Source organism: Fructobacillus ficulneus (assembly GCF_001047075.2).
Taxonomy (GTDB): Bacteria; Bacillota; Bacilli; order Lactobacillales; family Lactobacillaceae; genus Fructobacillus; species Fructobacillus ficulneus.
Map to the genome: position 1 here is coordinate 531,457 of NZ_DF968005.1, position 12,208 is coordinate 543,664.

Annotated in this window: 11 protein-coding genes; 3 read left to right on the plus strand and 8 right to left on the minus strand. The window is 44.9% G+C overall.

Annotation, left to right across the window (positions count from 1 at the left end; genetic code table 11):
- Positions 1-551, minus strand: a 551-nt coding sequence (locus AOQ29_RS07155; RefSeq protein ID WP_242977434.1) for an ABC transporter ATP-binding protein, incomplete at its 3' end; no start/stop codon positions are given.
- Between the two features lie 96 nt (positions 552-647).
- Between AOQ29_RS07155 and AOQ29_RS07160 the strand changes: the two genes are divergently transcribed.
- The 3 genes from AOQ29_RS07160 to AOQ29_RS07170 are packed head-to-tail and all read left to right on the plus strand — an operon-like array spanning position 648 to position 2,272.
- On the plus strand, positions 648-1,076 hold the full coding sequence (locus AOQ29_RS07160) for an HIT family protein (protein ID WP_061993794.1): 429 nt from the start codon (positions 648-650) through the stop codon (positions 1,074-1,076).
- A 4-nt stretch (positions 1,077-1,080) separates the two neighbouring features.
- Complete coding sequence (locus AOQ29_RS07165) at positions 1,081-1,311, plus strand: hypothetical protein (RefSeq protein WP_061993795.1); 231 nt, start codon at positions 1,081-1,083, stop codon at positions 1,309-1,311.
- 58 nt (positions 1,312-1,369) lie between these two features.
- Positions 1,370-2,272 (plus strand): peptidyl-prolyl cis-trans isomerase, encoded by a 903-nt coding sequence (locus tag AOQ29_RS07170; RefSeq protein ID WP_061993796.1) that lies wholly within the window; start codon positions 1,370-1,372, stop codon positions 2,270-2,272.
- Between the two features lie 56 nt (positions 2,273-2,328).
- On the opposite strand, the gene AOQ29_RS07175 is transcribed toward AOQ29_RS07170, so the two are convergent.
- The 7 genes from AOQ29_RS07175 to AOQ29_RS07205 form a co-directional block, all read right to left on the minus strand.
- Positions 2,329-3,342, minus strand: coding sequence for a 3'-5' exoribonuclease YhaM family protein (locus tag AOQ29_RS07175; protein ID WP_061993797.1), 1,014 nt, complete (start codon positions 3,340-3,342; stop codon positions 2,329-2,331).
- Positions 3,335-5,734 carry an ATP-binding protein gene (locus AOQ29_RS07180; RefSeq protein ID WP_061993798.1) on the minus strand — a complete coding sequence of 800 codons (2,400 nt, stop codon included), beginning with the start codon at positions 5,732-5,734 and terminating at the stop codon, positions 3,335-3,337. Before AOQ29_RS07180 ends, AOQ29_RS07175 begins: the two co-directional genes overlap by 8 nt.
- Positions 5,724-6,911, minus strand: a complete 1,188-nt coding sequence (locus tag AOQ29_RS07185) for a metallophosphoesterase family protein (protein WP_061993799.1) — start codon at positions 6,909-6,911, stop codon at positions 5,724-5,726. Before AOQ29_RS07185 ends, AOQ29_RS07180 begins: the two co-directional genes overlap by 11 nt.
- 130 nt (positions 6,912-7,041) lie before the next feature.
- Entirely contained in the window at positions 7,042-8,400 is a 1,359-nt protein-coding gene (gene glnA, locus AOQ29_RS07190; RefSeq protein ID WP_061993800.1) for a type I glutamate--ammonia ligase, read from the minus strand.
- 103 nt (positions 8,401-8,503) lie between these two features.
- Positions 8,504-8,842, minus strand: a complete 339-nt coding sequence (locus AOQ29_RS07195) for a MerR family transcriptional regulator (protein WP_061993801.1) — start codon at positions 8,840-8,842, stop codon at positions 8,504-8,506.
- A gap of 32 nt (positions 8,843-8,874) precedes the next feature.
- A complete protein-coding gene (gene polA, locus AOQ29_RS07200) occupies positions 8,875-11,565 on the minus strand; it encodes a DNA polymerase I (protein WP_061993802.1) in 2,691 nt (896 codons plus the stop codon).
- Between the two features lie 81 nt (positions 11,566-11,646).
- Positions 11,647-12,208, minus strand: a 562-nt coding sequence (locus tag AOQ29_RS07205) for a Bax inhibitor-1/YccA family protein (protein ID WP_083989413.1), incomplete at its 5' end; no start/stop codon positions are given.

Sequence of the window (12,208 nt, forward strand, 5' to 3'; positions counted from 1 at the left end):
CCACCTTCGTTAGCCCGTTCTTGCATCAAGGACACCAAGTCGCGTTGAGCCAAAACATCCAAGCCTAAGAAAGGCTCATCAATTACCATTAATGGTGCTTCCAGAGCGAAGGCAGCGACCAACATCACCTTTTGTTGCATCCCTTTTGAAAAGTTTTGCGGCAACCAATGCAACTTATCTTCCAACCGGAAAGTCTTCAACAGGTCCTGGGCCTTTTGCCAGTGTTGACTGTCATCTAAACCATGGCTTGCAAGCATCAAATGCAGGTGCTCACCTAAGGTCAATTCAGCATAGAGAATTGGTTGTTCAGGTATGTAGGCCAACTGTTGCTTAAACTCACTTGGATTAGCCGTTAAAGAAACATCATTCAACATGATTTGACCAGTATGAACCGGACGTTGACCAATGATATGCTTGATTGTTGTTGATTTACCAGCACCATTCAAGCCAATCAAAGCCACAATTTGTCCATCCGGAACGGTTAATGATAAGTCCTTCAAAACATCTTGGCCAGCATAGCCACCATATAAATTTGTTATTGTTAATCCCATAACCATTATTATACCAGGTTCGCATGGCAGGCGGTTGTTTTGCCAATATTTTTGCTATAATAGGAATAAATGTAAAGCAGAAAAAAGGAGAACACTATGGCCGACATCTTTGACAAAATTATTGCAGGTGAGATTCCAGCTTATAAGGTTTATGAAGACGACGATTTACTCGCCTTCTTGGATATCTCACAGGTGACACCCGGGCACACCCTCTTAGTGCCAAAAAAGCATGTTGATGATATTTTTGCCTACGATGACGAAACAGCCCAAAAAGTTTTGCTCAAGTTGCCCTCCCTTGCACGTGCAATCCGGGCCTCTGACCCAACAATCACTGGTATTAATATTTCTTCCAATAACGGACCGTCTGCCGGCCAAACGGTCATCCATTCCCACTGGCATTTAATTCCCCGGCGCGATGATGATGGTTTGAACGCTGCCTTGGCGCCAACTATCGATAACTCAGATAGCTATACTGAAGACCAGTACGAAGACCTGGCCCAAAAAATTCAACAAGAATTGGGGTGATTTGATGTTTCTCAACAAAATCAAAGAAAGCTTTAAAACAGCTAAGCGGGTTGTCCAACTTGGCCGTCAAGCTCAAACGGAATTAGCCGTCTTACAACGGTCTCTCGCTGCAAATAAGCAAGATATTGCCGACCTAACCCGCCATGCTAAAAGCATCCAATATCAAAACCAAGTTCATCTCGACCGAATTAAGGTTGTTCAGAAAAAGATGGCAGGAAGTCAGTCGCACAGCTAAATCTATGGTAGAATAGCTAACGATATGATTATTTTAAATTGGAAGGAAATGGATTAATATGTTCCGCAAAATTATGTGGGGTTTAATCGCCCTCGTCTTTATTGGTGGGGTAACTTTTCTTGGGTTAACAACAACCAAGACGTTGGTTACGACTGATGCTGGTAAGATCACCAAAGAAGAGTACTACAACCAAGTCAAGTCAACTTCAGCTGGTAAGCAAGTCTTTGCTCAGATGGTGATTGATAAGGTTTTCGAAAAGCAATATGGTAAACAAGTTTCCAAGTCAGACGTGAACAACGCTTTCACGACTGCTAAGGCCCAATACGGGGATTCATTTGCTTCAATGTTGACACAGTCAGGTATGACTGAAAGCCAATACAAGACTTCACTTCGTGAAAAGTTGGTTATGAATGCCGCTGTGAAGGCTAACTACACGATTTCAAAAAGTAAGTTATCTGATGCTTATAACAACTACGTTCCTGACACAACGATTTCATTAATCACTGCCAAGGACCAAGACACAGCCCAACAAGCTATCGATGCTTTGAACAACGGTACTTCATGGGATGACGTCTACAAGCAATATTCATCAAAGAACTCACAAGCTAATAAGAGTGGTCAACTTCCTGCCTTTGATTCAACAAACACCACAGTTGATACTGAAATCCGTAAGGCTGCCTTTAACCAATCAGTTGGTTCATACTCAACTGACCCAGTTAAGGCCAGCTCAGGTTCAAACTACTATGTTGTTCGAACTGACAAGATGATTGATAAGCCAGCTCAAAGCAAGGTTGAACAAAAGTTGAAGGATAAGTTAACGAACGACTTTATCAACGATTCAAACAACCAGACGGCTATCCAAAAGATTATCGGTAAGCTCTTGCGTAAGAACGATGTAACGATTAAAGACTCTGACTTGAAGAATGCTCTGGCAGCATACTTAACAGCCGGTGTTAACTAAGTAAATCGTGCCACAATAAAAGCCGACTTCTAATATGAAGTCGGCTTTTTATATTCTTAAAATAAAGTTCCGGGATCAATTTGGTCCAGTGAAGCTAGGTCATCATCAGCAGTCGATGGCTGTTGAGCACTTTCTGGCTTATAAAATGACCGGTTATCCAAGGGGAAGACCCGCTTTGACCAGCCACCGGGCGCCGTTTGTTCCATGGCCCCCGTCATCATTTGCATCGAAGCATCCATTTCATCCAACTGGTGTAAAATTTCAGCTTCCATCACCTGGGGCCGCACAGGTGATCCATATTCCAAAAGGCCGTGATGAGCTAAGACAACATGGCGAAGAAGCAAAACATCTTCCCGTTGCAAATTAAGGCCCAGGTCACGGGCGGCCAAGACCAATTGTTCATCCACTAAGGTAATGTGACCAATTAACTTACCAGCCGTGGTGTATTCAGTTGCCGTCGGTCCCGACAGCTCAATCACCTTACCCAAGTCATGCAATAATGCTCCCGCCAATAATAAACTTTTGTTTAACTGGGGATACAAATCACTAACTCGGTCGGCTAAGCGAGCGATTGAGAGACTGTGAAAGGCCAAACCACGGGCAAAAGCATGATGGTTCGCCTTGGCTGCTGGGAATTCTAAAAATTCTGCCTGATACTGCTTAAATAAGTGGCGAACCAAGCGGTTCCAAGTTGGCTGAGTAATTTTAAAGAGCGTATCTGTTAATTCCTCTTCCAAGTCAGCCTTTTTGACCGGGGCACTTTTAACAAAGTCGGCCGCATCACTAGGTTCACCCGCTTCAGGTAAGCGCATCTTCGCAATTTGTAATTGCGGATTGCCCTTAAAGGCTCCCCTGGTTCCAGTCACCTTCACAACCGTACCGGCAGTAAAGTTTTTAATATCATCTTGGCTGACATCCCATAAATTACCAGGAAGATCCCCCGACCGGTCTGCAAAGGTCAACGATAAAAAGTCCTTGCCTGTCTTCGTTTGTCTAACTTCTGCCTTTTTCAACAAAGCAAAAGCGTCAACTGCATCATTATCTTGGTATTGTAATAATAATTTAGCCATGAATTTCTCCTAAATTAATCTGCTTGTCCGTTACTAGGTGGCGGTTGAATGTCCAAAAAAGAATTTGGTGGGTCGCCGTTAGGTCCTGTAACAAGGATAGCACTTCGGCCTGACGTCGATCATCAAAATTAACAAAACCATCGTCAATTAAGAGTGGTAAATCTTCACCCAATTTCAAACTAGCCACCAAAGCTAAGCGAACTGCCAAATAGGCTTGGTCTCGTGCACCCGTTGATAGTTCAGCTAACAAGAAGCTTTCACCGTCTTGGCCAATGACCTCCACCTTTTTTTGGTTGATGGCCATCTTGTGGTACCGACCGCCAGTTAACCGAGAGAAATATTGACTAGCAACTTCTTGCACCTGGTCGCTGAGGTCTTCTTCTTGACCAATCAAAGCCCGCTTAACCATTTCAACTACTAATGTTTCGGCCAGGTACTGGCCAAAGCCTCCCTTCAAGTCCGCTTCTTGGTTGGCTAACTGCTGACCAAGGGATTGATACTGGTCAGCCGATACCAAACTGGCTTTCGAAACGCGTAATCGTTGGATTTGGTCTCGGTAGCCCTTAACCGTTAGCTGTCCGGCTTCAATCTTATCTCTAACCTGAGCCAAATCAACCTGAAGGTTTGCTTGATTGCGGTAGTGGCTTAGTAGTTCCCATAAATCTGAACCAATTCGTTCTTTTAAATCGGCCAACCGTTGAATTTGTTGTCCTTGTTGGTCTTGACCAGCGACTGCTTGATCAAGGTCTGCCAAAGAAGTCAGACCATTTTGACCTAAGAGGTTTTGAATGACGCTTTGTACCTGAGTCTTTTGCTGCAATAATTCCCGCTCTTGTTGCATTCGCTGATTCTTGGCTAGCTCATTATCAAGTTGCTGATGAATGTCTTGATTTTGACCCTCTAAGACTTGATGAACGAGGTCTTGAACCGCTTGACTATCAACTAGACTCGGATCAGTAAATCGCCCTCTAAATTGACCATCGAAACGTACTAAACTCGAAACTAAGTCTTGAACCAATTGTTCTTGGTGGCGGGTTAAATTCGCTAATTCGTCCTGAACTTGAGCGGCTCTTTGGACATGTCCCTGAGCCTTAATAATCGCTGCTGGGTCTAGCGGGGCGTAGTCTTTTAAAATTGCTTGCCCCTGTTGGTGGTGACGGTTAGCTAAGAATCCACTGGCGACCGTCACTAGCAAGAAAATCCCTTGAGTTACCAGTCCCAAAGAGGCCACCACGGCCAAAAGCGTCCCGACTAGGCCAGCTAGTGTGACCCACAGCCAGTAATTTTTACCAGTTAATGCCTGCGAGTCACTCGAACTGAGCGGACGCGGAATGCTGCCAGTAAAGAAATTTTGAAACTGGCTTAACTGCTGGTTACGACGGTCGCTTTGCTGTTGATTATCTTCCAAGGTCGCCAATTGATTGGCCATTGTCCGCAAAGTCTCTTGTTGGTTTTCATCAATGGACCCTGAATTAATAAAGGACTGGCTTGGTTCTGGATGTTGGATTTGCCCTAGTTGTTGGTTCAGCCAGTCTAATTCCAGACCCAATTCCTTCATTTGCTTTTGGTCAGCCGGGCTAATCACCTTAACTTGCGGGTGGTCCTTGGCAAAACCATTTAACTCTTTTTGCAGCGTCAAACCCTCTTGGTATAAAGGCCAAGTTCGATTAGCCTGATCCAGATTTTGGTACTTCTTGTTCAAACTCTCAAGTTCGCCTTCTTTGGCTTTAATTTTGTCAATCAAATCAGTTTCTTCCAAACCGGCTGTCAAATAATCGGACAACGCGCCCGCTTGGTCTTGGTGACTTTTCTTTAAGTCCAAGTACTGTTGGCTAGCTTGGTTCAGAGGCCGTTTCCCGTTCTTTTGCTTGGAAAAAAGCTGGACTGCAGTACTTTGATGGTCATCGGCCCAAGCCAACCACTTCGATGCCTGGGGCTTAGTGTAGGCTAGCAATTGTTTCTCGAGGTCGGGTCCGGTAATTTGGCCAACTAAGCTTAAATCATGCTCATTAAAGGCAAAAATTTGCTCGTAATCAACACGGTTCAAGGATCCAAAAATCTGTTTTAAAAAGCGTTCGCCATCTAGCTCTAAGGATTCCATACCAACCTTAGTGACAGTTAAAACCGATTGTGTCCGCCCCTTTCGGCTGATTCGATAATCTTGGCCGTGAACCGTCACCACGAGTGCCCCACCGTATTGCGCCCCAGACCGGGGCTCATAGTTTTGACTGGCACGGGTCTTAAAACCAAAAAAGATACCAAGAATAAAGTCTTTTAACGTTGATTTACCAGCTTCATTTTCACCATAAATCACCTGCCACTCGGCTAAATTATCAATCGTGACATTCGTCCAACGGCCAAAGCCGGTGATTTCAATTGCCTTAATCTTCATGGTCGTTTCCCCTTGCTAATATTTTGGCTAAACGGTCGGCCAAGTCGGCCTGTCCGACTTCGGAATAAAAATAATCACGGACAAAGGCAGGAGCCTGGTCCGATAGCCATTCACCAACTACTCCCGGTTGCACGACCTGATTAATAATTTCATGAAAATCAACACCAGCCGGTAATGGCAGGTTCGGACCGTGGTCTTTTTGGTCGGCTTTGATTTCGACTCGAATTGGCCAATATTGAGCTTGAGAAGCACGTTGCCCCTGCAACTTTTCGACCAAAAGGCCGGCTTCATCGTTTGCCAGTAATTCTTCACCAACGGTCTCGGTTAATTGTATCGTTAACAAGGTTGGCTGATTGAAGTGGTGGTCGGTCAAAATATCTTGGAGAGTGGCAAAGTCTGGACAGTTGGCAATTCGAATGCTTTGCCAAAGGACGGGCCCTGCCGGATAAAACTCCGGTTTGAGTTCCAAACCCTCTGTGTCAGAAACCAAGTAGAAGCCCTTGACACCGGCTTCGGTGCGGTTCAATCCTTGAATATTTCCTGAGTAAGCAATCACAGGATTTTCATGGAGAATTTCTCGTTGGTGGATATGTCCCAGAGCCCAATAGTCATAGCCCTTAGCCACCATCTCATTCAAATTAAAAGCGGCATAGGCTTCACCATCTTGACCAACCACTCCATGATAAAGACCAAGGTGATAATCGACCGTTTGGTCCTTGTAGGGAAATTCGGACAACTCTGAATGATTATGTTGTCGGTCACCATAAGAAAATCCGGTCAAAGCGACCTTTTGACCATTTTTTAATGTGACAGTCTTAGTTTCCACTGCTTCACCGAATACCAAAACATGGTCAGGCCAGAGTGGATGAGCCAAAGAGCTTTGACTAAAATCATGGTTCCCAAAGGAAACAGCCACCCAAATTTCAGCCTGGTCAAGTCGCCGCAAGACTTGGTTAAGACGGTCTTGGATTAGGGCTGAATTATCACTACCGTGGAAAAGATCACCAGGAAATAAGACGAGATCGACATCTTGGTCAATCGCTGTCTCGACCAAATGGTCTAAGGCTTGGTAGGTCGCTTCTTGAATTTTATTTTGAAAGTCCGAATTTAAGTTTTGGCTTAATCCGGTGAAGGGGTTGCCGAGATGGACATCACCGGCGTGGATAAATTTTATCATTGCTTGCCTTCCCTATTTATTGCTATTTTCGGCCATCTAACAGAACAAATGTTCGCTTCTATATTATACAAAATCTAAGGAACCGAGAGCAAACAAAAAACCGACTTTCGTCGGTTTTTGTTAATTCATTTTAGTAGTTCAAGAAATAGTTATCCAATTCCCATTCAGAAACAAATTGACGGTATGATGTATACTCAATTCTCTTTGCTTCCAAGAACTTATCAGTAATGTGAGTACCGATGGCATCAATCACGACTTCATCAGTGGCCAATTCTTCCAAAGCAGCCAACAAAGTATCAGGCAAGTTCACGATACCAGCACGCTTACGTTCATTTTCATCCATTAAGTAGATGTTCTTATCAACGGCTGCAGATGGTTCCAACTTGTTGTCGATTCCATCCAAACCGGCTGACAAGATGGCAGCTAACATCGTATAAGGGTTGGTTGTTGGGTCAACTGACCGCAATTCCAAACGAGTTGCCAAACCACGTGATGCTGGTACTCGAACCATTGGTGAACGGTTTGAGGCTGACCAAGCAACATAAACTGGGGCTTCAAAACCAGGAGTCAAACGCTTGTATGAGTTAACCGTTGGGTTAGCCAAAGCTGTCAAGGCTGGAGCATGCTTCAAAACCCCACCCAAGAAGTGCAAGGCTGTTTCTGACAAGCCCAAGTTTTCATCTTCATCACTACCGCCACCATCAAAGGCGTTGCCATCCTTGGTGAAGAGTGACATGTTGGTGTGCATTCCAGAACCGTTAATACCAGCCACTGGCTTTGGCATGAAGGTTGCATAGTAGCCGTTTTGACGGGCAATGGTCTTCACAACCAACTTGAATGTCTGAATTTTATCAGCCATATCAACGGCATCAGAATACTTGAAGTCAACTTCATGTTGACCGGCTGCAACTTCGTGGTGAGCAGCTTCGACTTCAAAGCCCATCTTTTCCAAAGTTAAGACGATTTCACGACGAACATTTTCACCGTTATCAAGTGGTTCCAAATCAAAGTAGTTTCCATGGTCGTTCAATTCCATGGTTGGCGCACCCTTTTCGTCCAACTTGAACAAGAAAAATTCTGGTTCAGTTCCAACGTTAAAGGCTGTAAATCCTTCTTTTTCAGCACGAGCAACTGCATCTTTCAATGCAATCCGGGGGTCACCCTTAAATGGTGTCCGATCCTTTGAATAAACATCGGCAATCAAACGAGCCACCTTACCACCATGAGCATCTGTAGCCCATGGGAAAATCATGAAGGTTGACAAGTCAGGGTACAAGTACATATCTGACTCGTTGATGCGGACGAATCCTTCGATTGAAGAACCGTCGAACATCAAATCGTTATCAAGAACTTTGTCTAGTTGTGAAACTGGCACTTCAACATTCTTAATTGTTCCCAAGACGTCCGTAAAAGTCACGCGAATGAATTCTACTTGTTCGTCTGAAACGATTTGCTTAATATCTGCTTTAGTGTAAGAAGGTTTTGCCATTAGAAACTCCTTTACTGGCTGCGTATGGGTTCATATTTTCTTGGCCACAGGCTCTCTGTGACCAAGCTTTTCTACATAAAATTAAAACGGATAATCAATTAAATTAATGTTGGTTAAAGCGGGCAATCTGCGCGAATTCATCTTGCAATGACCGGCGGAGCGAGTTTTCAGAATCGAGCTGACTCTGGTGCTTCCGTTCTGCCTTAGCAAAAAGCTCTTTAATATCTGCCGTTGAATCACCGGCGTCTAAGTAGTCTTTAATTTGGAGGAGTCGGTCAATATCGTTTAAGGAAAAACGGCGTTGACCACCCTTACCCCGCTGGGGCGTTATCAGTTCATGTTGTTCGTAGTACCGAATCTGCCGGTCGGTTAAAAGCGTTAGCTCTCGGACGGTTGACATCGGCAAAACGGCTCGGTTACGTTGCAATTCTGAACTTGACATTGGTACTCCTTTCCAGCGGGAAGCGGTAAGAGTTACTTGGCTTCGTACCAGGTTGGACCGGAATGGTCTTCAACCTTCAACGGCACTGACAAAGTAACAGCGGAATCCATCACAGACGTGACTAATTTTTGAACTTGTTCTAACTCCTCTTGGGGGCATTCAAAGACCAATTCATCGTGGACCTGTAAGAGCATCTTTGTTTGAAGGTTTTGATCTTTCAATGCCTGGGCAACTTTGATCATTGCAATCTTGATAATATCAGCGGCAGAACCTTGAATCGGTGAGTTCATTGCTGTTCGTTCAGCAAAAGATCGCCGGTTAAAGTTCTTTGAATTAATTTCGGGTAAGTAGCGACGGCGGTGCTCAATTGTCTCAACAAATCCATCCTTGTGAGCCTGGTCTTTAACCTGGTTCATCCAGGTTTGGATGTTGGGGAACTCACGGAAGTACGTCTCAATGAAGGTCTTAGCTTCCGTTCGTGAGATGCCAAGGTTCTTGGCAAGACCAAAGTCTGAAATACCGTAAACAATCCCGAAGTTAACGGCCTTAGCAGTCCGACGATGGTTAGCATCAACTGGCTCGTCATCTTTCAATCCAAAGACGGCTCGAGCAGTTTCAGCGTGAATATCATCGTCGTCCATGAAGGTCCGCTTCATGTTGGGGTCACCTGTCACGGCTGCCAAGACTCGCAATTCAATCTGCGAGTAATCGGCACCGAAGATTAACCAACCGGATTGACTCGGAACAAAGGCATGGCGAATTTTCCGCCCTTCCTCTGTCCGCATCGGGATGTTTTGCAGGTTGGGATCAACGGAAGACAAACGACCGGTTTGCGTTAGCGTTTGCAAGAACCGCGTGTGAATCTTTTGGTCCGCTTGGTCAACCACCGCCAACAAACCATCTACATAGGTTGATTTGATTTTAGCAAGTTGCCGGTATTCCAAGATGTGACTCACAATCGGTGCCTGCGGTGCCAATTCCTCCAAAACTTCGACGGCGGTTGAATAACCGGTCTTGGTCTTTTTGATGACTGGCAAGCCCATCTTCTCGAAGAGTAAGACCCCTAATTGCTTAGTAGAATTGATGTTAAATTCTTCCCCAGCTAAGCGATAAATATCTTCTTTCAGCTGAGCAATTTTTTCATCTAATTCCTGGCCCATCTTAGCTAACCGGTCTTGGTCCAAGGCGAAGCCCTGGGCCTCCATCTCGGCTAAGACAAATGACAACGGTAACTCGATGTCGTGGTAGAGATGACTTTGCTGGTGGTCGGCTAAGTCAGAGAAGGCTTGGTCACGCAAAGCGTAAACAACTTCTGCCTTATGTCCCAAGTGGTTATAAACCGCGTGGTCGTCACTTGGGACAGCAAACTTAGCACCCTTACCATAGAAATCATCATCCGACTCCAAGTACCGGTCATAACGAGTAGCCAAAGTTGACAAGACGTTGTCATTACCAACTGTGTCTAAAAGATAAGCCACGAGCATAAAATCAAAATCAACCCCGGCCAACTTGACGCCTAATCGGTTCAATAAGACCCAGTGTTCTTTGGCGTTAAAGAGTCGAACTTGCTGGTCTTGATTTTCAAGCAAGGCCCGCAAGCGGTCATCTTCAAACCAGGTGAAGTCGCGACTGGCAAAGTAGCCAACCTCGTCATTACCGATGGCAAAGGACAAAAAGTCAGCTGTATGGTAATTATCGGAATCCGTATCGATTTGCAAGGCAAAGTCTGAAACCTTAGCCAAGGTAGCCAAAGCTTCATTGTCTAGCTCTTTAACAACCTGGAAGTCAGCCTGGTGCTGCAAGGCTGTTTCAACCGGTGTGTCATCTTGGTCGACAATTTGGTGAGCTCGTAGCCTTGCTAAGGCCTGCTTGAAGTGCAAGCTTTCAAAGAGCCCGACCAAGTCTTCAGTTCTAGGACCATCATAAGCTAAGTCAGTTAAACCAACTTCAACGTCTGCATCCGTTAAGATTGTTGCTAACTTCTGTGCCCGATAGGCCGCCTCCTTATCCGCAATCAAGTTTTCCTTCATCTTGGACTTTTTCATCTCATCAACGTGAGCATACAAGTTATCTAAGTCATGGTACTCGATCAACAACTTCAAAGCTGTCTTCTCACCAACCTTAGTCACACCCGGATAATTATCAGAAGTATCACCCATTAAGGCTTTTTTATCAATGATTTGGTCTGGCGTTAAGCCAAACTTTTCCATGATGTAAGCTGGGGTGTACTTCTCAATCTGAGTTACACCTTTTTTAGTAATCTTAACCGTAATATCATCGGTTGCTAGCTGGGTTAAATCTTGGTCCCCAGTGATGATAACCACCTCATAACCCGCAGCGGCTCCCTGCCGTGACAAAGTTCCGATAATGTCATCTGCCTCTAAACCGATTTGTTCGTAGTTGTGTAGACCATGGGCTAAAACCATTTCCCGCAAGTATGGGAATTGTTCTTTAAATTCAGCAGGTGTCTTATCACGACCACTCTTGTATTCGGGATAGAGGTCACCACGGAAGGTTTCTTTCCCTGACCGGGCATCCCAGGCAACCACAGCGAGACTTGGTTGCATTGGTAATACGATTGATTCTAAAAAGTTGTTAAATGCCACTAAGGCATTCGTGTGTAATCCCTCCGGCGTGACCATTCGGTCTAGTTGCTGGTACATGGCGTAGAAAGCCCGAAATGCCAGCGAATTCCCGTCGATTAGTAGTAGTTTTTCAGTCATTGGTTCGTCCTTATATAACTTGTTTGTAGTTTAGCACAAAAAAAGCCCGCCTAAGCGAGCAATGTTAGTTTTTCTGACATCTTAATTTCGGTTATCGCCGAAAATTTGGATCAAAGCGTAGAAAATGTTCATGAAATCAAGGTAAAGCATCAAAGCGCCAGTCACAGCAAGACCAGTTGTTTCTGTTTCGCCGGCACCGTTAGCTGACAATTGTGTGTAAGCCTGGCGTAAGGTGTTATTATCATAGGCCGTGTACAAGGCAAAGACAATCACAGTCGCGATTGAAATAATCAAGTGCATGGTTGATGAGCCAGCAAACATATTGAAGACCGATGCCACAATAATTCCGATTAATGAACCGAAAAGAATTGGACGCAATGAAGCCATTGACCGCTTTGAAAAGAAACCATAGGCAGCCATTCCACCGAACAATGCGGCTGTTGAAGCAAAGGCAGCCAAGACAGAAGCCCCTGTATAGATAGCTAACAACAAACCAAGAGTCAATCCTTGAACGGCAGCAAAGGCCATCAAAAGGCCGAAGGCCTTTGATGGGTTATTCGAGAAAGATGCGCCACGAATCATCCCCACAATCAGCAATTCAACAACCATCACGGCCGCAAAGCCAATCCAGCTACCGTAAAGT

Coding starts and splice junctions, on each gene's coding strand:
- AOQ29_RS07180 (WP_061993798.1), bottom strand. CDS start 5,734: ATGAAGATTAAGGCAATTGAAATCACCGGCTTTGGCCGTTGGACGAAT.
- AOQ29_RS07165 (WP_061993795.1), top strand. CDS start 1,081: ATGTTTCTCAACAAAATCAAAGAAAGCTTTAAAACAGCTAAGCGGGTT.
- polA (WP_061993802.1), bottom strand. CDS start 11,565: ATGACTGAAAAACTACTACTAATCGACGGGAATTCGCTGGCATTTCGG.
- AOQ29_RS07175 (WP_061993797.1), bottom strand. CDS start 3,342: ATGGCTAAATTATTATTACAATACCAAGATAATGATGCAGTTGACGCT.
- AOQ29_RS07160 (WP_061993794.1), top strand. CDS start 648: ATGGCCGACATCTTTGACAAAATTATTGCAGGTGAGATTCCAGCTTAT.
- AOQ29_RS07170 (WP_061993796.1), top strand. CDS start 1,370: ATGTTCCGCAAAATTATGTGGGGTTTAATCGCCCTCGTCTTTATTGGT.
- glnA (WP_061993800.1), bottom strand. CDS start 8,400: ATGGCAAAACCTTCTTACACTAAAGCAGATATTAAGCAAATCGTTTCA.
- AOQ29_RS07195 (WP_061993801.1), bottom strand. CDS start 8,842: ATGTCAAGTTCAGAATTGCAACGTAACCGAGCCGTTTTGCCGATGTCA.
- AOQ29_RS07185 (WP_061993799.1), bottom strand. CDS start 6,911: ATGATAAAATTTATCCACGCCGGTGATGTCCATCTCGGCAACCCCTTC.